Genomic DNA, 22069 nt, shown 5'->3' with positions numbered 1-22069 from the left:
GGGGTCTCCGGTGCAGTGGTTACATGAGAGAACATCTCAAGCGAAGACAGTATCTCAAAGGTATCGCCGTCGGGGCGAGTAGCGCGGCACTCGCCGGCTGTACCGGTGGTGGTGGTGGCGGAGGCAGTGGCGGTAACGGCGTCCAGATGGACTGGGAGGCCGAGGAGATGGCGACCGTTCAGGGCAAGCCCCACCCCGAACTGCTCGAACCGACCGACGAAGAACTGGAACTGAGCACGACCGTCTCCCACCTGACGTGGGCGGGCTACGACGGGGAGAACGTCCAAGGCCCGTTCCGGGACCAGTTCGACACAGACACGTCGCTGGACCTGTTCACCGAGGACCCGCAGGCGATCAACCGTCTCAGCTCGGGCGAGTGGAGTCAGTTCGACATCTTCACGCCGAACAACGCCTTCATCGCCAACGCGGTCGACGAGGATCTGCTTCGACCCATCGACGAGGAGGCGTGGCGACCGTACACGTTCGACAACTATCTCGACCTGTTCAAACCGGAGAACGGGTACAAGTACGCCCACGTCAACGAGGACGGCGAGTTCGACACGGACGGCCAACTGTACGCGCTCCCTCAGCGGTGGGGATGGGTTTCGATGTGCGTCAATCAGGATACCGTCGCGGAGTCCGACTGGCAGACCTACGACATCGCGTGGGACGACGAGTACAACGTCGGCCTCTCGGACTGGTTCTTCTGGATGATCCAGATCATCATGCTCCGCGAGGGGATCGACCCGTACAAGGAACACTCGGACGAGGAGCGCGAACAGGTCCGGCAGGCGACCTTCGACCTGTTCGACAACGCGGAGGCGATCTACCCCGACGTGGCCTCCCAGAATCAGGCGCTCAGCTCCGGCGAGATCGACATCCTCATCATGTCGAGCAACTTCGGGCAGGGGACGCTCCGGCGCGACGGCCGGATGGAGTTCAAGAACGTCATCCCCGACGAGGAAGGGGGGATCATCTGGGTCGAACAGGACTCCTTCCTCAAGGGCGAACTCTCGCCGCTGGCCGACAACTACGTCGCGTACCTGCAGTCCCCGGAGGCCGCGTACAACCTCTCGTGGCCCGAGGGCGCGAGCAGCGTGAACGTCGTCCCGCACGCCTCCTCGTTCGACCAGTACAGCGACGAGCAGAAGGCGGTCCTCCGAACCGAGGACCTGGACGACATCCTCGCGAACTCCGTCTTCTTCGACGTGGTGCCCGATCTGGAGAGCTTCCAGCCCATCTGGCGGGAAGCGAAGGCCCGGATGTAACCCCACGCGCTTTTTTTTTCACCGACTCGTCGACGCGACACGCGCCCGAGACGGTCTCGATCCGACCCGACGTCACCCGACACGACGCGGGTCGCGTGTGACCGCCGACGGCGCGGTGGTCGTCGTCCACTGTGGATGGCGGGCGACGCCGGCGTCACTCAGCCCTTCGACAGCAGCCGTTTCGCTCCGAAGGCGGCGATGACACCGGCGAGTGAGATGTAGAACAGGATCGCGGCGACGCCCGGGACGAGCGCCGAGAACCCCTGTGTTAGGCGGCTGTGAATCCACGTCGTCACGAGGATGTTCGATCCCGACATGTACGACGCGATGTAGTAGTTGTTCCACGCGAGGACGAACGCGAAGATGGCCCCCGAGATCACGCCGTCCGCGATGAGCGGCAGGACGATATCCCTGTACAGTTTGGTCGTGTCGGCACCCAGATCCCGTGCCGCCCGCTCCATGTCCGGATCGATGCCGAGGGCGGTGATCGAGACGACGAACATGACGATCGGAGCGATCCAGACCACCTCGCCGACGATGGTCTGGACGATGCCGTAGCCGAATCCGATGGTACTCGTCCATATGGACATCCCCAGTCCGATGAGGATCAGCGGGAAGAATATCGGGAGGAGGACGAAGATCTTGAACAGTTCCCGTCTGGCGAACGTGTACCGAGTGTAGCCGATCGCCCCGGCGGTGCCGATCACGGTGCTGATGATCGTCACCGGAATCGCGATTTTCAGCGTGTTGACGATGGCCGTCCTGATGGTTCCGTTGCCGAGCACCTCCCTGTACCAGTCGAGGGTGAACTCGTAGGGAAGTACGAACACCCGAGCCTCGTGGGTCGACGCGACGATGATCGCGACGATGGGGATCATGAGAAACAGGACCACCAGGAGGACGTAGCCGTACCAGATGGCGTTCTCGACGTCGGAGTTCGCGTTCGCGGTGTGGCCGCCGGCTGTGCCGCTCCGGTCCGCGATGTCGGCGAGATCAAGGTTGCTCAGGATGTAGACGCCGGTCCCACCGGCGATGGCCAACAGCGAGGTCGCTTGGACGGATCCCAGCGGGAAGTTCTGTGCGATGCCGAACGAGTACTGAATGTTGCTGGCCATCGTGAACGCGCTTCCTCCGCCCAGTAGCTCCGATTCGACGGAGGCACCGAGCGACAGCACGAACACGAACAGACAGCCGATAACGACGCCGGGCTTGCTCAAGGGGAGGACGACGTCCCTGAACACTTTCGTCCGACTCGCGCCGAGGTCGGATGCCGCGGTGTACAGCGACTCGGGGATCGACAGCATCGAGAGGTAGATCGGAAACAGCATGTACGGCAAGTAGACGTAGGTCGTTCCCAGTATGATCGCGGCCTCCTGGTAGAGGATCGACTCGACCGTGATCCCCAACAGATCGAGCAACCCCGCGAGCACGCCGCCTTTCATCAGGAACATCACCCAGCCCAGCACGCGCATCGTCACGCTCGTGAGCAGGGGGAGGATCAACGCGACCAGGAGCGCCGTTTTGAACCGGCGTATCTTCCGCGCCAGCGCGTACGCCGCCGGAAACGAGATGGCGAGGGTCAACAGCACCGTCGCGACGCTGATCAGCGTCGTCGTCGAGAGCACCTGTCCGTAGACGCCGGACCCCGTGACCATGCCGACGACGAACTCCTCGTAACTCGCGAGCGTCCACGTCGTCGGGTTCAACATCAGTTCGTTTCCGGACTGCACCGAGAACAGCGCCAGAATCGCCATCGGTCCGACGAACATCACCAGCAGCACCGCCACGATGGGTGCGATGAGGACGTGCGGGAGGTCGACGTAGCGCGAGAGGGGTGCGACCTTCGATCCCGATCCGACGTCGCGACGTAGTTGGTCTAGTACCGACATGATCTACTCCGGAACGGCCACCGTGTCGGCTTCGTTCCACTGTACGTACACGGAGTCCCCCCGGTCCAACCGCTCGGCTTCCGCGTAGTCCACCTCGGCGAAGTACTGCTCCTCGGTCTCCTCGCCGACCACTTCGACGAGGACGGTGTTCCCCTTCATCAGTTTCTTGAACACCGTCCCTTCGACACCCATATCTCGTTCCAGATCGGGTGCCACCGTCGCCCTGTCGTACCGGACGATGAGGTAGCTCGCCTCCTCCTCACGGCCGTCCGCGATCACGAGGTCGTCCACGTCGGCGTCGGCGCGCTGCACCGCCTCGCCGCTCTGTAGCGTCGCGTCGATCGGGAAGACGTTCGCGTCGCCCATGAACTCGGCGATGAACCGGTTTTTCGGCTCCTGGTAGATCTCTCGGGGCGTTCCGGCCTGCACCAGGCGGCTCTGATCGAGGACGAAGATGCGGTCGCTGATGATCAGCGCGGACTCCAGCGAGTGGGTGACGTAGACGAACGTCATGTCCAGTTCCTCGTTCAGGTCGCTCAACTCCCGACGTAGCTCCTGTTGAAGCACGTAGTCGAGCGACCCCAGCGGCTCGTCGAGAAGCAGGATCTCGGGATCGTAGGCGATGGCGCGAGCGAGTGCGACCCGCTGTTGTTCGCCACCACTCAACTCGTCCGCGTTCTTTTCGGCGTACTCCGACGGATCGAGTTGTACCTGCCGTAGTAGCTCCTCGACCCGCCCGTCGACGTCCTCGCCGTTGGCCTCGATGGGGAACTCGATGTTCTCCCGAACGGTCATGTGTGGGAACAGTGCCCACGACTGGAACACCATGCTCGTGGGTCGGTTCTGCGGTGACAGGGGGGTGACGTCCGTGCCGTTGATCATGATCGAACCGGCGCTGGGCTCCAGGTGGCCCGCGATCATGTTCAACACCGTCGATTTCCCCGATCCGCTCGGGCCGACGAGCGTGACGAGCTCGCCGGACTCTATTTCGACACTCACGTCATCTACGGCGGTCAATTCTCCGAAGTCTTTACTTATACTCTGTAATGTAAGCATAGTTCTTAACTAATTTGGACGATAGTTAGGTGTTTGTTGTCCGAGTCGGCTGGGTGTATTTCCGTTCCGCACTTATAGTTACCGAACGGCGCAACGTGCCCCCGTCCGGCGTAACGTCTGGGGACGCGGTGTCACTGCGCACTCCGGGACGACGAAGCACTCCCCGACGCGGCGGACCACCCCCGCCACGAACTGTGTCACTCGGAGTTGTTCCGGACGAAATCCAAATGTATGATCACACATTCGGACACCTATTGTATGAACGAAAAGCTATTTGGTCAGGGGGTTAAGACACGATACTGTAATGGCGACAGAGATGGAATCCGCGGTCGATCACCCACTCGATCCCCTCGCACCCGAGGAAATCGAGGCTGCACGCGAAATACTGGAGACACGGGTCGACGAACCGACTCGCTACGTGAAGATCGTCCTCGACGAACCGTCGAAGGACGAACTGCGGGGCGACGACACGTCGGTGGCCCGACGCGCCTTCGCTATCCTCCGAGATCCGGTCGAGAAGACCACCTACGAGGCGGTCGTGTCGCTCGACGACGCGGAACTGATCTCGTGGGAGGAGGTCGAAGGCGCCCAGCCATCGATCACCCTTGAGGAGTTCGACGTGTGTGAGGAGACGGTGAAGGCGAACGAGGAGTGGCGGGAGGCCGTCGCGAAACGCGGCGTCGAGAACTTCGATCTCGCCATCGTCGACCCGTGGTCCGCCGGTCACCACTTCGTCCCGGACGGGGTCGACACCGACCGACGGTTGGCCCACGGGATGACGTGGATCCGGACGAGCGAGGAGGACAACGGCTACGCTCGACCCATCGACGGGGTGCACGTTTGGGTCGACCTCGACGACATGGAGGTCGTCGAGGTGGTCGACAACGGCGTGACGGAGTCGAACGTCGTCGACAACCTCGAAGACGCGCCGTATCGGGCCGAGGACCGCGACCTGCGAACGGATCTGAAACCCTACAACGTCGACCAGCCCGAGGGGCCGAGCTGGTCCATCGAGGGCCGGAAGGTCGAGTGGCAGAACTGGCACCTCCGCGTCGGCTGGACACAACGGGAAGGACTGGTCCTCCACGACGTCGGCTACGAGGACGACGGCGAGGTCCGCAGTATCATCAACCGCGCGTCGTGTGCGGAGATGGCCGTCCCGTACGGCGAACGGGATCCGAACCACAACTGGAAAAACGCCTTCGACGTCGGCGAGTACAACATCGGTCGGCTGGCGAACTCGCTGACCGAGGGCTGTGACTGCCTGGGGTACATGCACTACTTCGACGCGGTGATGAACGACACCGACGGCGAAGTGAACACCATTCCCAACGCGGTCTGTCTCCACGAGGAGGACTACGGTACCCTCTGGAAACACACCAACTGGCGGACCGAGAACACGGAAGTGCGTCGGAACCGCCGACTCGTCATCTCCTTCGTCGCCACCGTTGGCAACTACGACTACCAGTTCAACTGGTATCTCTACCAGGACGGGTCGATGGAGGGACAGGTCCGGCTGACCGGTGTGGACAGCAACGGACTGGTCGCCCCCGGCGAGGACGCCTCCGGCTTCGCGGAGATGCTGGCACCCGGGGTCAAGGGCATGATCCACCAGCACTTCTTCAACTTCCGACTGGACATGGACGTCGACGGCGGAGAGAACGAACTCTACCGCGTCGAGAACCAGACGGTGCCGGTGGGTCCCGACGGCGTACAAAACGAGTGGCCGGGCGAGGACACCGATCTGAATCCGGCGGGACAGGCCTTCTACGCCGAGCGGACGCAACTGAAGAGCGAACAGGAGGCACAGGAACTCACCGACCCCCACAAGGGCCGGTACTGGCAGGTGGTGAACCCCAACGAGACGAACAAACTCGACAAGCCGACCGGCTACAAACTCATGCCCGGCGAGAACGTCGAGGCGTGTGCACAGCCCGGATCGAGCGTTCACGAGCGGTCGACGTTCATCGACAACCACATCTGGGCGACGCCGTACGACGAGGACGAACGGTTCCCCGCCGGCGAGTATCCGAACCAGAACCCCGGCGGTGACGGCCTGCCCGCGTGGACCGAGGCCGATCGGTCCCTCGACGGCGAGGACCTCGTCCTCTGGTACACCCTCGGCGTCAACCACATCACCCGACCCGAGGACTGGCCGATCCTCCCGGCCCGCATCTCCGGGTTCAAGCTGGAGCCGGTGAACTTCTTCGACGAGAACCCCTCGATGGACGTGCCGCCGGAACACGCGATCAAGGACGTTCAGCAGCGCCGCGAGCAGAAGTACGACGACCCGGACGACGTCGCGGCCGACGACTGAGTCGTCCACGCCGACCACACGTTCGCCGGTCTCGACACCGAACGCGGGCCGTCGCAGTGGGCGACCCCCTCGACTACCTCGGCACCGAGGCCGGTCGGGACGAAGCCGCCCCGGCGCGCTCCCGTCGACCCGGGTGTGCGGCGTCGTGGTCGGCCAGTACGACCCGGTCCGACCCCGCCAGCCGCCGGACGATCCCCTCCTTTTCCAGATACCGGACGGTCGCCAACACGGTCATCAGCGGGAGTCGGAGCCTATCCGCGATCCGGTCCGGCGTCGCGTCGCCGACGCGCTGGAGGTACAACACGACGAGCTTCGAGGTGTCGCTGTCTAGCGTTTCGAACGTCTGCATACCCGCCGGCTCCACGCCCGAAGGCAAATAACTAACGACGGTCGTCGAACAAATATACGACAAGCATCGTATTCCCGTCCCGCTCAGAGCTCGCCTTTCGTGCTCGGCGTGTCGGATCGCCGCTCGTCGATCCGCGTGGCGTCGTCGAGACAGCGCGCGAGTGCCTTGAACAGCGCCTCCACCTCGTGATGGGCGTTCTCGCCCGTCACTTCGGCGTGGCAGGTGAGTCCCGCCTCGGTCGACAGGGAGCGTGCGAAGTGGCGTGCCATGACGCTCGTAAAGTCGCCCACGCGTTCCTCGGAGAACTCGCCGTCGAACCGGAACAGGGGTCGGCCGCTCACGTCGACGACCACCGAGGCGACGGCCTCGTCGAGGGGGACGCGACGGTCGGCGAAGCGGCGGATCCCTCGCTTGTCGCCCAACGCCTCCTCGAACGCCCCGCCGAGGACGAGGGCGACGTCCTCGACGGTGTGGTGGTCGTCGATGTCCAGGTCGCCGTCACACTCCACCGTCAGGTCGAACAGGCCGTGCTTGGCGAACGATTCGAGCATGTGGTCGTAGAAGCCGATACCGGTGTCGACGCGGGCGTCGCCCTCGCCGTCCACGTCGAGTGTCAGGTCGATGGTCGTCTCCGCTGTCTCGCGGCTTCGCGCGGCGGTGCGGTCCATGTCCGACCCTCTCGCGGCGTGCCTAAGTCGGTTGCGCCCGGCTACACGCCCATCGCCGCGTCGAGGGTGAAGGCCCCCTCGTACAGTGCGGTGCCGACGACCACCGCCGCCGCGCCCGCCTCGCGGCACGCGCGCACGTCGTCGAGCGTCGCGACGCCGCCGCTGGCGATCACCGGCACGTCGACGGCGTCGGCGAGTCGCTCGATGCGCTCGGCCCGCACCCCCGACAGCTTCCCCTCGACGTCGACGTCGGTGAAGAGGATGCCCGCCGCGCCCAGATCCGCGTACCGCCGTGCGGCGTCGACGGGGTCGAGGCCGGTGCCCTCGGTCCACCCCGAGACGACCACTTCGTCGCCCTTCGCGTCGAGGCTCACGACCACGCTCCCCGGTCGCTGCTCGCTGATCTCCGCGACGATCTCCGGCCGTTCGACGGCGGCCGTCCCGAGGATCACGCGGTCGACGCCCCGGTCGAGCAGTCCCACTGCGTCCTCGGCGGTGCGGATGCCGCCACCGAGTTGGATCGGGACGTCCACCGCGTCGACGACGGCCTCCACTGCCGCCGCGTTCGCTCGCTCCCCCTCGAAGGCCCCGTCGAGGTCGACCAGGTGGAGGGTGCGCGCACCGGCGTCGACCCACCGTCGCGCGGCGTCGACCGGGTCGCCGTAGCGCGTCTCGGTCCCCCGCTCGCCCTGCACCAACTGCACCACCTCGCCGTCCTGCATGTCGACCGCGGGGACGACTTCGAACTCCGGGAACTGCGTCATAGCGGGCGTGGGTCGGGCGGCGGCCTAAAGCCTCCGACCGCGAGCCGCAGGCTCGCCGCGGTGATGCCGACGGCGCGCGGTCGCAACGGATTTGTGCCCCGCACGACGACCCCCAGTCGATGCAACTGTTCGGGTCCAGCGGCACGCGCGGGGTCGTCGGCGAGGAGTTCACTCCGGACCTCGTCCGCCGGATCGCGAGCGCAGCGACGGCCGTCTGGGACGCCGACCGGATCGCCATCGGGCGCGACACCCGTCTCTCGGGCGAGCCCCTCGCGAACGTCGTCGCGGGGACCGCCGCGAGCGCCGGGGTAGACGTGGACCGCCTCGGCGTCGTCCCCACGCCCGGCGTCGCCTACTACTGCGAGGCCGAGGGTGTACCCGCCATCCACCTCACCGCCTCCCACAACCCCCCGCAGTACAACGGGATCAAACTCCTCGGCGACGACGGCACGGAACTCTCGGTCGACGGGTACGAACGCGTCGAGTCGGCCGTCGACGACGGGGTCGCCCCCACCGTGCGGTGGGACGACGTGGGGACGGTTCGGAGCGTCGACGGCATCAACGCCGACTACCGCGCGGACCTCCTCGACGGCGTCGACCGCGAGGCCGTCGCCGCCGCCGACCTCACCGTCGCGCTCGACCCCGGCCACGGCGCTGGCGCGCTGGTGTCGCCCGACTTCTTCCGCGAACTCGGCTGTGCGGTCCGTACGGTCAACGCCGATCCGGATGGGCACTTCCCCGGGCGCGACCCGGAACCCGTCGCCGGGAACCTCGACGAACTCCGGCGACTCGTCCGATCGAGCGACGCCGACGTGGGGATCGCACACGACGGCGACGCCGACCGCGCCATCTTCGTGGACGAGCGTGGCGCGTTCGTCGACGGCGACGCCTCGCTCGCGGCGCTCGTGGACGCACACGTCGCCGCGGACGACGTCGTCGTCGCCGCGGTCAACGTTTCACAGCGGTTGGTCGACGTGGTCGGCGCCGCCGGTGCGACCCTCGACCTCACCCCCATCGGCTCGGCGCACATCGTGACGCGGATCCGCGAGCGCCGTCGGGCCGGCGACCACGTCCCCGTCGCCGGCGAGGGCAACGGCGGCGTCTTCTTCCCCGACTACCGCCTGACCCGCGACGGCGCGTACACCGCCGCGAAGTTCCTCGAACGCCTCGCCCGCGCCGACGCGCCGACGAGCGAGGTGGTCGCCCCCTACACCGACTACCACCTCGTCCGGGCGGACATCGCCTACGACGGCGACGAACTCGACGACCTCCTCGACGCCGCCGCGGCGTACGCCCGCGATGCGGACGCCGATCTGGACACGACCGACGGCTACCGCCTCGACTACGGCGACGCGTGGGTGCTCGTCCGGCCCAGTGGCACCGAACCGAAGGTCCGAATCTACGCCGAGGCCCGCGACGAGTCGCGCGCGGCCGACCTCGCGGCCGACCTCCGCGACCACCTCGAAGCGGCGCGTTAACCGTCGAGTGCCGCCTCGAGACGTTCGCGCTCCGCCCGTGCCTCTTCCAGTTCCGACTCGACCGCGCCCTCGGCCAATCGCTCGCGCTCCGTGTCGTCCAACTCGTCGCGGGCCATCGCCGTCTCCCGGAGGCGGCCGTACGCCACCTCGTCGGGCAGGGTCCGGAGGCGTCGCGCCGCGGCGACGACGTCGTCCGGGGCGAACCGGGCCGTAACCGAGACGAGTTCCCCGGCGCGGTGCCGGAGCGTCCCCGCCGCCGGCGGCGGCCAGTCCACCGTCAACGGGTCGGCGTCCAGCCGTTCGAGATACGTCCGGTGGGTCGCGACGCGCGTCCGGAGCGCCGCGGGGTCGTCGACGTAGTGTGAGAGCTTCGACGACGAGTAGTCGGCGTACGTCAGGAGCGTCGGGATCGACTCCTCGCCGGCCGCGTACGTCGTCACGTACTCGCGGAGCTCCGGTGGCGGCCGGCGGAACGCGGCGAGCGGGTACGCCTCGCTCGCCTCGACGACGCGGAACACCTCGCGGGCGCTCGCCTCCCGCTTGAACGTCGTCCACGCCGCCTCGACCGCCTCGTTGTACGACTCGACCGGATCGCGCAGGCGCTCGACGGGCGCGTCGAGGTCGGCCTCGCCCAGTCGTCGCAGTCGCTCCAGATACTCGATCCGGTCGGTCAGGTCGCGGAGCCGTTGCCGGGCGTCGCGGCGGGCCGCCTCCCGGCGCTCCTCGGCCGCCGCCCGCTCCGAGAGCAGGGCGACCCGGTCTGCCGCCGGGTCGAGTGCCTCGCGGGCGCGCTCGAAGTCGTCCTCGCCGAGTCGGCGCTGATCGAGGATGTCGTTGGCCGCTTCGAATGCGTCACGGGCCGGCAGGTCGTCGTCCAACCCTTCGACCAGTTCGACGAACGCCTCTTGGAACTCGACGAACGCGGCGAAGTCGCCGGTGCCGGTCGCCCGCCCCTCGTATCGGTCGAGCAGGTCGGTCGCCTCGCGGTACGCCGTCCGCACCGCCTGCAGGCGCTCCTCGCCGTGGTCCTCGACGGCAGCGCGGGCGTCGGCCACGTCCGACCGCGCGGCCCGGAGCGCCGCCGCCGGGTCGGTGTCGCCGTCGGCCTCGGCTCCCTTCATCCGTCCCCGTCCGCGTACACCTCGTCCGGGTCGAACACCCGTTCCCCGACCGTCTCGCCGTCGGTGGTCCGGTAGAAACAGGAGCGGTAGCCGGTGTGACACGCCCCGCCCTCTTGGTCGACCAGGTAGAGCAAGGCGTCGCCGTCGCAGTCGACCCGCACCTCCCGGACCGACTGGGTGTGGCCGCTCGTCGCCCCCTTCTCCCAGAGTTCGTCGCGGCTCCGCGAGTAGTAGTGTGCACGCCCCGTCTCGCGGGTGCGCTCGAGCGCGTCCGGCGAGACGTACGCCAGCATCAGCACATCGCCGGAGTCGGCGTCCTGTGCGACGGCGGGCACGAGGCCGTCATCCCCGAAATCCACGTCGACGGTCATGCCCGCCCCTCGGTGTTACCGGCCGATAGGTCTTGTGTCGCCGCCGTGCGAGTCGGGTCGGCCGCGGCCGCCGACGCCGGGTGCCACGGTCGGTGGTTCCGTCGATGGAACTATGTGTAATAGCAAACATGAACACGCATGGCTCGGCGGGACGTCTACGCCGACACGTTGGCCGTCTTCGACCGGCGCGACGATCGGTACGAACCCCTCACGACTCCGGAGGTGGCCGACGCCCTCGACGTCGGTCGCCGGACCGTGTACGAGCGGTTGCGAACGCTTTCCGACCGTGGCGAACTCCGGACGAAGGCGACCGGGTCCAACTCCAGGGTCTGGTGGCGTTCCCCGGACGATGTGTCGTCGAGCGGTACGGACGCGGCGCCCGACACCGGGACCGACGGCGAACGGCACGACCGGGATCTGGAGCGACGGGCTCGGGTGATGGAGTCGGCGATCGACGGAATCGCCATCACCGACGACGACGGCGAGTACACCTACGTCAACGAGACGCACGCCGACGTGTACGGATACGACGACGCCGAGGCGTTCCGCGGTGAACACTGGACGATGTGTTACGGTGACGCGGAGCGCGAACGGTTCGAAGACGAGATCATCCCGTCGCTCTACGAGTCGGGGTCGTGGCGTGGCGAAGCGCTCGGTCGACGGAAGGACGGAACGACGTTTCCGCAGGATCTCTCGTTGACCGTCGCCGACGACGGCGGTATCGTCTGTGTCGTCCGGGACATCACGGACCGGAAGGCGCGGGAACGCCGACTCCGGGACGCCCGCCGGTTCAACGAGGAGTTGGTGGAGAACGCGCCGTTCGGGATATTTCGACTGGACGAGGAGTTACGGATCACCTACGAGAACTCGCGGGCCGAGGAGATAGTCGGCCTCCCCGAAGGTGAGGACGTATCGGGCGCGATCGGGGTCGATATCAGCGAGTTGCCGCCGATCGTCGAGACGGGACAGGCGGAGTTGTTCGAGCGCCTCAAGGAGGGGGAGACGATCGAGTTCGACTTCCCGTTCGAGTCGATCTACGGGAAAGAGGCGTACTTCACTGGTCGTGCGGTTCCGGTGTATCGGGACGGGGAGTTCGACGGGGCGATCCTGATGGCGACGGACATCTCCGAGCGCAGACAGTACGAGCGGGAACTCCGGGACGCGCGACGGTTCAACGAGGAGTTGGTGGAGAACGCGCCGTTCGGGATGTTTCGGCTGGACGAGGAGTTGCGGATCACCTACGAGAACCCGCGGGCCGAGGAGATAATCGGGCTGCCCGAGCGAATGGAGTCGTCGGACGCGGTCGGCGTGGCCATCACCGAACTGCCGTCGATCGTCGAGACGGGACAGGCGGAGTTGTTCGAGCGCCTCAAGGAGGGGGAGACGATCGAGTTCGACTTCCCGTTCGAGTCGATCTACGGGAAAGAGGCGTACTTCACTGGTCGTGCGGTTCCGGTGTATCGGGACGGGGAGTTCGACGGGGCGATCCTGATGGCGACGGACATCTCCGAGCGCAGACAGTACGAGCGGGAACTGGAGCGCCAGCGCGAGCAACTCGCCGCCCTCGACGAACTCAACGACGTCGTCCGCGGCATCACGGAGGCGGCCATCGGACAGTCCACCCGCGACGAGATCGAGCGCGTGGTGTGTGATCGACTGGCCGACTCGGATTCCTACCGGCTGGCCTGGATGGGGGCGGTCGATTCGGGGCAGCGACTGGAGCCACGCGTCGAGGCGGGTGTCTGCGGCTACATCGACGACCTGCCGGTTCCCGACCGCTCCGGCTATCCGGCCGACTGGGGACCGATCGGCGACGCCGTTCGGACCGGCGAGATGCGGATCGCCCGGAACGTCCTCGCGGGGGACGCCCCAGAGCAGTTGCGCGACGACGCCCGCGAGTTCGGCTACCGATCCCTCGCCGCGATTCCGGTCGTTCACCAGGGGATGTTCTACGGTGTCCTGTGTGTCTGCTCGGAGCGATCGGACGCGTTCGCCGAGAAGGAGCGAGCGGTCGTCGGTCAACTGGGCGACGTGATCGGGCACGCCATCGCCGCGATCGATCGCAAGCGGGCGCTCATGAGCGACGAAGTCGTCGAACTCGACGTCGAGGTTCCGAACCTCCTGCCCCCGCAGGACGGCTCGCCTCCGACCGAGGGCACGATCAGCGTCACTCGGGTGACGCCGGTGGGCGACGGCGAGTACCTCCTGTACGGCACGGCCACCGACGGGGCCATGGAGACGATCAACGCCCTCCGCGATCGGCGTCCGGCGTGGAAGGAGGTCCGCACGTTCGACGACCGGGACGGCGAGGTCCGGTTCGAACAGCGACTCTCGGATCCGCCGATGGCGTCAATCGTCGCGGACTACGGCGGGAGCGTCGACGCCGGGACCATCGAAGACGGGGCGTACAGTGCGACCATTCGGTTCCCGCCCGGGACGAACGTCCGACGGGTCGTCGACAGGCTACAGGAGACGTATCTGGACGTTCGGATCGACGGGCAGCGACAGGTTGGCAGGGAGACTCCGCCCTCGGAGCGCGTCCCGGGGACGCTCGTCGAGGACCTCACCGAACGGCAGCGAGCGGCGCTCGAAGCGGGCTACTTCGGCGGCTATTTCGACTGGCCGCGACACCGTTCGGGCGAGGAGGTGGCCGCGTCGCTCGACATCGGAGCGTCGACGTTCCACCAACACGTCCGCAAGGCCCAACACAAACTCCTCGACGCGATGTTCGCCGACGTCTGACCCAGTCACAAATTTGGGGTAACCGAACTATGGGTCCTCGGCGGCTGGAAGACGTATGGACGGCGAACAGGACTCGTTGCCGGCCGCCGGGCGCGGGCTGGTGCAGTCGTCGATACTCGGCGCTCCCCGTCAGCGACGGATCCTCTCGATCCTGCGGGATCGAGGCCGGCCGACGACGGTCGACGAACTCCGTGCTCGTCTCGCCTCGGACGGGAGCGACGCGTCGCCGGACGCGACCGAGGCTGACCGCCGAGGGCTCCGGACGGACCTCGCTCACCGCTGCCTCCCGAAACTGGTGGCGGCCGGGTGGATCGAACGGCGCCCGGAGGGGTACGTCGTCGTCGATCCGCTCCCGCTGGAGTCCGAGCGGCTCTCCCTCCCGGACCTGCGGGAGCCGGAGCATCCGTCGTGGGACGCCGCGAGCGTTCTCCTGGCGCGGCCACACCGCCAAGACGTTCTGTCGGTCGTCGCCGGTCGGTCCGACGGGCTCACCGTGTCGGAACTCGCGACGGAACTTCGCGATCGTGTCGACGACCGGGACCGCACGCTCCGAACTGGCCTCCACCACGTCGACCTGCCGGTCTTGGCCGACGTTGGACTCGTCGCGTACGATCCTGACGAGCGGACGGTCGACCCCACCCCTCGGCTCTCGACGTGTCTCGACCGACTGGACCTCGACACCGACTAAACCCACCCCCGGTCACACCAACCCAACCGCCCGAAGCAGGGCAAAGAGCAGGTCGCCGTAGGCCAGTGCGACACACAGGCCGAGGAAGACCGGGACGATGAACGGGATGCCCGGCGAGAGCCACACCGTCTCCTCGGTCGTCACGACCTCCAGTCCCTCGCGGAGTTTCTCCGGGGTCGTCCCGTAGGCGCTTCCGTCGATCTCGTCGAGGAACCGTTCGGCGGCCCACGGGTCGTCGAACTCGGCGTCGTCGACCGCCCCGTCCGTCGGGTCGTCCGACGCGTCGCCACGCTCCCGGCCGTCGTCGTCGACCGCCCCGTCCGTCGGGTCGCCCGTCTCCCCGACGCTCTCGGGGTCGCGGTGGGTCGTCGGGGCCGCCCGGAGCGCCGCGAGCGTGGTTCCGCGCCACCGCAGGTACATCCGAAGGGCGTCCAGATCCAGCCCGTTCCGGGTGTACCCTCCTTCGTCCTCGAACAGGCGACCGTGTTCGGTCGGGAGCGCCCCCACGTCGACCCGGCGACCGAAACACATGAGCCGCGACAGGTCACCCCGGAGGGCGTTGCGGACGCCGAGATAGACGGGATAAGCGACGCCGACGAGGACGGCGTTGGTCAGAATCGTCATCGAGAACACGCCGAGGGTGGTCTCGACCCGTGGGTAGGCACCCCACGGGAGGTAGTAGACGGGGTAGGTCGGAAAGAGGAGGGCGAGCGTCATCAGCGCCTTGGCGTCGGCGCCGCCGAACCCACCCATCCACCACAGTCCGTACGCCAGCGGGACGACGACGAGCAGGCTCACCCCGACGCGGACGAGGAAGAGGCGGTCGTCGATTCCCGCGACTGGGAGGTGAGTCCGGACGTCCCACAGGAGCGCGAGTACGCCGACGGCGAGCAGCGGGTACCACAGCCGGTTCGGTAGCCGGCGAGTGCGAACGTCGCGCCAGGCGGCCCAGCCGAAGGCCGGCACCGCGATCAACCGCAACAGGTCGGTCGGCTCCGCGAGCATTGTCGGGTACGGGTGGCGGCGGGGATTAGTGGTTCCGGCTCGGCGGCGCGGCCGCTGGACGGTGACGTCGAAAAAACGGGAGGTCTGACCGGGATGATACCGGCGTTAGATGACGCGGTTCTGGAGGTAGTCGAGGTGCTTCGCGTTGTACACGAGCTGCACCTCGTCTGCCGTCGGGCTGCCGATGCAGGTCAGCCGGACGTTCTTCTCTTCGACTTCCTCGTCGGACAGGATCTGCTGCATGTCCATATCGAGGTCGCCCTCCGTGACGATGGCCGCGCAGTTCGCACACGCGCCGGCACGGCACGAGAAGGGCCAGTCGTAGCCCTGGGCCTCGGCCGCTTCGAGGACGTACTCGCCCTCGTTGACCTCCAGCGTCCCGTAGTCGACGTCGTCGAGACCGGCGTCGGCCGCCTTCTCGAAGAGGTCGTCGTCCTCCATCTCCCAGCCGTGATCGTCCATCACTTCGTAGTTGAGGTATTCTACCGTGGGCATCAGGGGATGCTTGCGTGGCCACACCATTAGACTTTGCTGTTCCGGGAAACATCCCCTCTCTTCCGCCGACGAACGTGTTCGATTCCGGTGACGACGGCGCGTTCGCATCCCTTCGTGATGGAATCGAGACACTGTGCGGTCACCGTCGTGGTCGTCGCCGGAGCGACGACTACCGGTTCAGCGTGTGGATGGCTTGCCCGCGTGCGTTCTCGGCGGCCTCCATCACCGCCTCGGACAGCGTCGGGTGGGTGTGGATCGTCGCCGCCACGTCCTCCAGCGTCGCCCCCATCTCGACGGCAAGGGTGAGTTCCGCGATCAGTTCCGAGGCCTCCGGGCCGACGATCTGTGCCCCCCGGACGAGGCCGTCGGCGTCCGCGACCACTCGGACGAAGCCGTCGGTCTCGCCCGTCGTCAGCGCGCGCCCGCTGGCGTTGAAGGGCATCTCCCCGATGACCGGATCGAACCCGGCCGAACGTGCCTCGGCCTCGGTCACTCCGACCGTCGCTATCTCGGGGTCCGTGAACACCGCCGCCGGGACCGCCCGGGCGTCGACCGCCGCGGGGTCGCCCGCGATGGTCTCGGCGGCGACGACTCCCTCCGCCGACGCCGTGTGTGCGAGCATCGGTTCGCCAGCCACGTCGCCGACGGCGTAGATACCCTCGACCTCGGTCCGGCACCGATCGTCGGTCTCGAAGAAGCCGTCGTCGTTCGCCTCCAACCCCGCGTTCTCGGCGTCGAGCGTGTCGGTCACTGGGGCCCGGCCCACCGCGACCAGCACCCGGTCGGCGCCGTAGGTCGACTCCTCGCCGTCTTCGGTCTCCGTCGTGACGACGACGCCACCGTCCGCGCCGTCGAGCCACCCCGTCGCTCCCTCGCCGAAGGCGAAGTCGACACCCAGGTCCTCGGCCCGCTTCCGGACGATCCGCGCCACGTCGTCCTCGTACCCCGGGAGGACGTCGTCCAGCATCTCGACGACGGTCACGTCGCTGCCCAGTTTGGCGAACACCGTCGACAGTTCCATCCCGATGTAGCCCGCGCCGACGACGACCAAGCGGTCGGGGACGGTTTCGAGGTCGAGGGCGGCCGCCGAGTCGAGGATCGGATCGTCCGCGAAGGGGAGGCCGGGCAGTTCGACCGGCCGGCTCCCCGTCGCGACGATGCAGTGCTCGAAGGCGACGGTCTCGGCCCCCTGCCCGTCGCCGTCGTGTCCGACGCGGACCGTCTCCTCGTCGACGAACGTGGCCGTCCCCTCCAGCAGGCTCACTCCGTTCGCCTTGCAGAGTTTCTCCACGCCCCCGGTCAGGCGGTCGACGACCTCGTCTTTCCACCCGCGCATCGCCCCGAGGTCGACCGCGGGGTCGGCGTGGATCCCCATCTCTTCGGCCGTCGCGGCGTCGTGGGCCACGTTCGTCGCCGTGATGTACGCCTTCGAGGGGATGCAGCCGCGGTTGAGACACACCCCACCGTAGGCGTCGCGTTCGACGAGCGTCACGTCGAGGTCGCGCTGTGCGGCGCGGATGGCGGCGACGTAGCCGCCCGGCCCCGCCCCGATGACCAGTACGTCCGTCCCGGTAGTCACGTCTCCGACGACCATACGTCACCTCGCGGCGGCCCGGTGATAAAGACTGGCTGGCCCGAACCGAGCGGTCCGACGACGACGCGCGGACGGTGGCCCCGGCCGTCGCGGTGGTTACTCGTACACCGGGAACTCGGCACAGAGTCGGTCGACCTCGTCGCGCACCTCGGCGGCCACGTCCGGGTCGTCCGGGTCGTCCAGCCGTTCGACGATCAGTTCGCCCACCGTCTCCATGGCGTCCTCGTCGAAGCCACGCGTGGTGAGCGCCGGCGTTCCCACCCTGATCCCGCTGGTGACGAACGGCGACCGCGTCTCGCCGGGGACGGTGTTCTTGTTCACGGTGATCCCCACGTCGTCGAGGGCGTCCTCGGCGTCCTCGCCCGTGAGGTCCGGGTGGGAGTCACGCAGGTCGAGCAGGAGGAGGTGTTTGTCGGTCCCGCCGGACACCGGCTGGATGCCCGCGTCGGTGAACACGTCGGCGAGCGTCTTCGCGTTCGAGACGGTTCGCTCGGCGTACTCCTCGAACTCGGGTTCGAGCGCCTCGCCGAACCCGACGGCCTTACCCGCGATGTTGTGCATCAGCGGGCCGCCCTGCCCGCCGGGGAAGATGGCCTTGTCGACCGCCTCGGCGTGTTCGTCGGTCGTCATGATCATCCCGCCGCGGCCGGCGCGGATGGTCTTGTGCGTACTCCCGGTGACGAAGTCGGCGTGGTCGACGGGCGAAGAGTGGACGCCCGCCGCCACCAGCCCTGTGATGTGGGCGATGTCCGCGAGGTGGTGGGCGTCGACGTCGTCGGCGACGGCGGCGAGGCGATCCCACTCGAACTCGCGGGGGTAGGCCGAGGAGCCACTGACGATCACGTCGGGGTCGAACTCGGCGGCCTGCTCGGCCAGCGCGTCGTAGTCGACGTAGCCCGTCTCCGGATCCACGCCGTACTGCTCGACCTCGTACAGTTGGCCCGAGAAGTTGACGTGGTGGCCGTGGCTCAGGTGTCCCCCGTGGTTCAGGTCGAGCGAGAGGATGCGGTCGCCGGGCTCCAGGGTGGCGAAGTAGACACCCATGTTCGCCTGCGTCCCGCTGTGGGGCTGAACGTTGACGTGGTCGGCCCCGTACAGCTCCTTCGCCCGCTCGATGGCGAGGGTCTCGACGGTGTCCATGTGCTCACAGCCGCCGTAGTAGCGCTCGCCGGGGTAGCCCTCGGCGTACTTGTTCGTCATCACGCTCCCCTGGGCCTCCATGACCGCCTCGGAGACGTGGTTCTCCGAGGCGATCATCTCGAGGTTGTTCTCCTGCCTGCGTTCCTCGTCGGCGATGGCCTCCGCGACCGCCGGATCGGTGTCCCGAAGGTGCGAATCGGTGGTCGTCACGTGTTATGCCACGGAAAACACCACAATAAGTAGCGTGGTCCGTCACAAACTTTCCCGCGGGTTCGGGCTCCCTACTCCAGCGCGTGCCACGACAGCACCGGGTTCCGCGCCGCCGACGCCTGGTCGATCCGTCGGGCGGTCGTCGTCGTCGGTGTCTCGGCCAACTCCTCGGGATCGGTCGCGGCGACGGCGTTGAACGCCGCCGCCAGGTCGTCCAGCCGCGCCTTCGACTCCGTCTCCGTCGGTTCGGTCATCAGCGCCTCGTCGACGATCTCGGGCCACTTCGTCGTCGGCGGGTGGACGCCGTGGTCGAGCATCCCCTTTGCCACGTCGGCCGCGTCGGCGTCGGCGCTCGCGACGAACTCGTGGTGGAAGGGGCCGTAGGGAACGTCGTACTCGATCCGCTCGGCCAGGTAGTTGGCGTTCAACACCGCCGTCTCGCTCACGTTCTCCAGGCCCTCGTCGCCGTGGCGCAGGATGTAGGCGTACGCCTTCACCAACACGAGCCAGTTGCCCACGAACTCGTGGACCCGTCCGATGCTGTGGTCGGGGCCGTAGGTATCGTACCCGTCTTTCCCCTCACGGACCTGCGGCGTCGGCAGGAACGGTGCGAGGTCGCTCCGGACGCCGATCGGTCCCTGTCCCGGGCCGCCCCCACCGTGGGGCGTCGCGAACGTCTTGTGCAGGTTGAAGTGCATGATGTCGAAGCCCATGTCGCCGGGGCGGGCCTTCCCGAGCAGGGAGTTGAGGTTCGCGCCGTCGTAGTAGAGCAGGCCGCCCGCGTCGTGGACGATATCCGCAATCTCCTCGATCGACCGCTCGAACAGCCCCAGCGTGTTGGGGTTGGTGAGCATCAGGAGCGCAGTCTCCGGACCGACGGCCGCCTCCAGTGCGTCGACCTCGACCCGTCCATCCTCGTTCGACGGGAGTTCGACCACGTCGTAGCCGGCCATTGCCGCGCTCGCGAAGTTGGTGCCGTGAGCCGACTCGGGGACGATCACCTCGCTCCGGTCCTCACCGTTCGCCTCGTGGTACGCCTTCGCCACCTGGATGCCGGTGAACTCGCCGGCCGCGCCCGCCGGGGGTTGGAGCGTCACCGCGTCCATCCCGCCGATGGTCGCGAGCGTCTCTTGGAGTTCGTACAGCAGGCGGAGGATTCCCTGCTTGTCGTCGTCGGCCCGCAGCGGATGCACCCGGTTACCCCGGTGGGCAGCCACGTCCTCCGTGAACTTCGGGTTGTACTTCATCGTACACGACCCCAGCGGGATCGGCCCGGACTCGACGCCGTAGTTCATCTGCGAGAGCCGGGTGTAGTGGCGCGCCACCTCCGGTTCCCGCAGGTCGGGCAGTTCGAGTTCGTCCCGCGTCAACTCGTCGGGCAGCGAGGAGTCGACCGACACGCTGGTCGCGTCCTTCTCGATCAACAGCGGTTCGTACGTCTCGCCCGCCGCCCACCGCGCCTGTTCGTAGGTCGCGTCGCCGCCAGTCGCCGACTCGCCGGAGTCGCCGTCCGTCCGCTCCCGGCCCTCTTGGCTCATGCGCCACCCCCGTAGCCCGCGAGGGCGTCGACCAACTCCTCGACCTGCTCGCGGTTGGTGTCGGTCACGCAGACCGCCAGCCGTTCCGTGCTCCCGTCCTCGACGGTCCGGAGCGCGATACCGGCCTGACGACAGTGATCGACCACGCCCGCGGGGTCGTCGACGTCGACCAACGCCTCGCGGAAGTGGTGGCCGTCGTAGACGGGGGCGTCGAAGCCGTCGAGGGCGTCGATCCGCTCGCAGGCCTCGGCGATTCCCGTCACGCACTCCTCGGCAAGGTCGACCAGCCCGTCGGGGCCAAGCCACGCCGCGTGGATGGCCGCCCGGAGCGCCAGCCACGCCTGGTTGGTACAGATGTTCGAGGTCGCCCGCTCCCGGCGGATGTGCTGTTCGCGGGTCTGCAGGGTCAGCGTGTACGCACGCTTGCCCGCGTCGTCCGTCCCCGCGCCGACGAGGCGGCCGGGCACCTGCCGAAGGAACTCCTCGCGACACGCGAACAGACCCAGTCCCATCCCGTACGTCGTCGGCAGGCCGAGCACGCTCGCGTCGCCGACGACGACGTCCGCGCCGTACGCCGCCGGCGGTTCGAGGAGTCCGAGCGCGACGGCGTCGGAGCCGACACAGAAGAGCGCGTCGTGGTCGTCGGCCAGGTCGCCCACGGCGTCGAGGTCCGGTTCCAGCAGGCCGCGGGCGTTCGGCGTCGCGGCGTACACCATCGACGTATCGGCGTCGATCCGGTCGGCCAGGCCGTCGACGTCGACCGTCCCCGCCGCCGTGGGGTAGGTGTCGATCACGATATCCGGCCCGTCGGCGTAGTTCTCCAGCACCGATCGGACCCGGTCGGGCAGGCTCTCCGGCACGAGCACTTCGTCGCCGTCCGTCGCCCGCACCCGGTCGGCGAGCAGGATGGCCTCGCCCACCGCCGTCGACCGGTCGTACATCGAGCAGTTGGCCACGTCCAACCCCGTCAACTCGGACACCAGCGACTGGAACTCGAACAGCGCCTGAAGGAACCCCTGGTCGACTTCGGGCTGGTACTGGGTGTAACTCGTGAGGAACTCCGACCGCAGCGAGAGGTGGTCGACGACCGACGGAACGTAGTGGTCGTAGTGGCCACCACCGAGGAACTCGCTCAGTGCGGGTGATTCGTCGAGGATGCCCTCGACGGCCGCCTTGGTCGCCCGCTCCGAGTGGGCCTCGATCCCGTAGTCACCGTCGAATCGAACCGACTCGGGGATGTCGAACAGGTCGTCGGGGTCGGCTACCCCGACGGTGTCGAGCATCGCCGAGCGTTCCTCTCCGGAGTGGGTCGCGTACGGCATATTACTGACCCTCGGGCCTCTCGACGTATATAATCGACGCCGTGCCCGCCGCCG

The 22069-nt window shown here is 67.6% G+C and carries 18 protein-coding genes; 5 read left to right on the top strand and 13 right to left on the bottom strand.

What is annotated here, in order from left to right:
* Positions 1-23: 23 nt before the first annotated feature.
* On the top strand, positions 24-1268 hold the full coding sequence (locus NBT81_RS01225; protein WP_338740455.1) for a PotD/PotF family extracellular solute-binding protein: 1245 nt from the start codon (positions 24-26) through the stop codon (positions 1266-1268).
* A 158-nt stretch (positions 1269-1426) separates the two neighbouring features.
* On the opposite strand, the gene NBT81_RS01220 is transcribed toward NBT81_RS01225, so the two are convergent.
* Positions 1427-3157, bottom strand: coding sequence for an ABC transporter permease subunit (locus tag NBT81_RS01220; RefSeq protein WP_338740453.1), 1731 nt, complete (start codon positions 3155-3157; stop codon positions 1427-1429).
* 3 nt (positions 3158-3160) lie between these two features.
* Entirely contained in the window at positions 3161-4213 is a 1053-nt protein-coding gene (locus NBT81_RS01215) for an ABC transporter ATP-binding protein (RefSeq protein ID WP_338740452.1), read from the bottom strand.
* Between the two features lie 304 nt (positions 4214-4517).
* On the opposite strand from NBT81_RS01215, the gene NBT81_RS01210 reads away from it, so the two are divergent.
* Positions 4518-6530, top strand: coding sequence for a primary-amine oxidase (locus NBT81_RS01210; protein ID WP_338740451.1), 2013 nt, complete (start codon positions 4518-4520; stop codon positions 6528-6530).
* A gap of 73 nt (positions 6531-6603) precedes the next feature.
* Here the strand turns inward: NBT81_RS01210 and NBT81_RS01205 are convergent, their stop codons facing one another.
* The 3 genes from NBT81_RS01205 to hisA all read right to left on the bottom strand — a co-directional run bounded on the left by NBT81_RS01205 (position 6604) and on the right by hisA (position 8311).
* Positions 6604-6879, bottom strand: coding sequence for a hypothetical protein (locus NBT81_RS01205; protein WP_338740450.1), 276 nt, complete (start codon positions 6877-6879; stop codon positions 6604-6606).
* 83 nt (positions 6880-6962) lie between these two features.
* A complete protein-coding gene (hisB, locus tag NBT81_RS01200) occupies positions 6963-7547 on the bottom strand; it encodes an imidazoleglycerol-phosphate dehydratase HisB (RefSeq protein WP_338740449.1) in 585 nt (194 codons plus the stop codon).
* Between the two features lie 41 nt (positions 7548-7588).
* Positions 7589-8311, bottom strand: coding sequence for a 1-(5-phosphoribosyl)-5-[(5-phosphoribosylamino)methylideneamino]imidazole-4-carboxamide isomerase (gene hisA, locus NBT81_RS01195; RefSeq protein WP_338740448.1), 723 nt, complete (start codon positions 8309-8311; stop codon positions 7589-7591).
* Between the two features lie 119 nt (positions 8312-8430).
* On the opposite strand from hisA, the gene glmM reads away from it, so the two are divergent.
* On the top strand, positions 8431-9789 hold the full coding sequence (gene glmM, locus NBT81_RS01190; protein WP_338740447.1) for a phosphoglucosamine mutase: 1359 nt from the start codon (positions 8431-8433) through the stop codon (positions 9787-9789).
* Here the strand turns inward: glmM and NBT81_RS01185 are convergent.
* Together NBT81_RS01185 and hisI are read right to left on the bottom strand one after the other, a co-directional pair.
* Positions 9786-10910 carry a DUF7118 family protein gene (locus tag NBT81_RS01185; protein WP_338740446.1) on the bottom strand — a complete coding sequence of 375 codons (1125 nt, stop codon included), beginning with the start codon at positions 10908-10910 and terminating at the stop codon, positions 9786-9788. The two genes, glmM and NBT81_RS01185, sit on opposite strands and share 4 nt — an antisense overlap.
* Complete coding sequence (hisI, locus tag NBT81_RS01180) at positions 10907-11281, bottom strand: phosphoribosyl-AMP cyclohydrolase (RefSeq protein WP_338740445.1); 375 nt, start codon at positions 11279-11281, stop codon at positions 10907-10909. The genes NBT81_RS01185 and hisI overlap by 4 nt, the downstream gene beginning before the upstream one ends.
* Before the next feature lie 138 nt (positions 11282-11419).
* On the opposite strand from hisI, the gene NBT81_RS01175 reads away from it, so the two are divergent.
* Both NBT81_RS01175 and NBT81_RS01170 read left to right on the top strand, forming a co-directional pair.
* Positions 11420-14023 carry a PAS domain S-box protein gene (locus NBT81_RS01175; RefSeq protein WP_338740444.1) on the top strand — a complete coding sequence of 868 codons (2604 nt, stop codon included), beginning with the start codon at positions 11420-11422 and terminating at the stop codon, positions 14021-14023.
* 55 nt (positions 14024-14078) lie between these two features.
* A complete protein-coding gene (locus tag NBT81_RS01170; protein ID WP_338740442.1) occupies positions 14079-14711 on the top strand; it encodes a DUF7344 domain-containing protein in 633 nt (210 codons plus the stop codon).
* A gap of 12 nt (positions 14712-14723) precedes the next feature.
* Here the strand turns inward: NBT81_RS01170 and NBT81_RS01165 are convergent, their stop codons facing one another.
* From NBT81_RS01165 to gcvPA, 6 genes are all read right to left on the bottom strand, one after another.
* Positions 14724-15716: an A24 family peptidase gene (locus NBT81_RS01165; protein WP_338740441.1), complete on the bottom strand. Its 993-nt coding sequence runs from the start codon at positions 15714-15716 to the stop codon at positions 14724-14726.
* A 105-nt stretch (positions 15717-15821) separates the two neighbouring features.
* Positions 15822-16211, bottom strand: coding sequence for a ferredoxin Fer (fer, locus tag NBT81_RS01160; protein WP_338740439.1), 390 nt, complete (start codon positions 16209-16211; stop codon positions 15822-15824).
* Between the two features lie 169 nt (positions 16212-16380).
* Positions 16381-17805, bottom strand: coding sequence for a dihydrolipoyl dehydrogenase (lpdA, locus tag NBT81_RS01155; RefSeq protein ID WP_338740437.1), 1425 nt, complete (start codon positions 17803-17805; stop codon positions 16381-16383).
* 96 nt (positions 17806-17901) lie between these two features.
* Positions 17902-19155, bottom strand: a complete 1254-nt coding sequence (gene glyA / locus NBT81_RS01150) for a serine hydroxymethyltransferase (RefSeq protein ID WP_338740436.1) — start codon at positions 19153-19155, stop codon at positions 17902-17904.
* A gap of 71 nt (positions 19156-19226) precedes the next feature.
* Positions 19227-20693 carry an aminomethyl-transferring glycine dehydrogenase subunit GcvPB gene (gene gcvPB / locus NBT81_RS01145; protein ID WP_338740435.1) on the bottom strand — a complete coding sequence of 489 codons (1467 nt, stop codon included), beginning with the start codon at positions 20691-20693 and terminating at the stop codon, positions 19227-19229.
* Entirely contained in the window at positions 20690-22015 is a 1326-nt protein-coding gene (gcvPA, locus tag NBT81_RS01140) for an aminomethyl-transferring glycine dehydrogenase subunit GcvPA (protein WP_338740433.1), read from the bottom strand. The genes gcvPB and gcvPA overlap by 4 nt, the downstream gene beginning before the upstream one ends.
* Positions 22016-22069 lie beyond the last annotated feature (54 nt).

It is taken from the genome of Haloplanus sp. CK5-1, assembly GCF_037201915.1.
GTDB lineage: Archaea > Halobacteriota > Halobacteria > Halobacteriales > Haloferacaceae > Haloplanus > Haloplanus salilacus.
The sequence above is the reverse complement of the archived record's forward strand: the minus strand, read 5'-3'. Positions and strand labels throughout refer to the sequence as shown.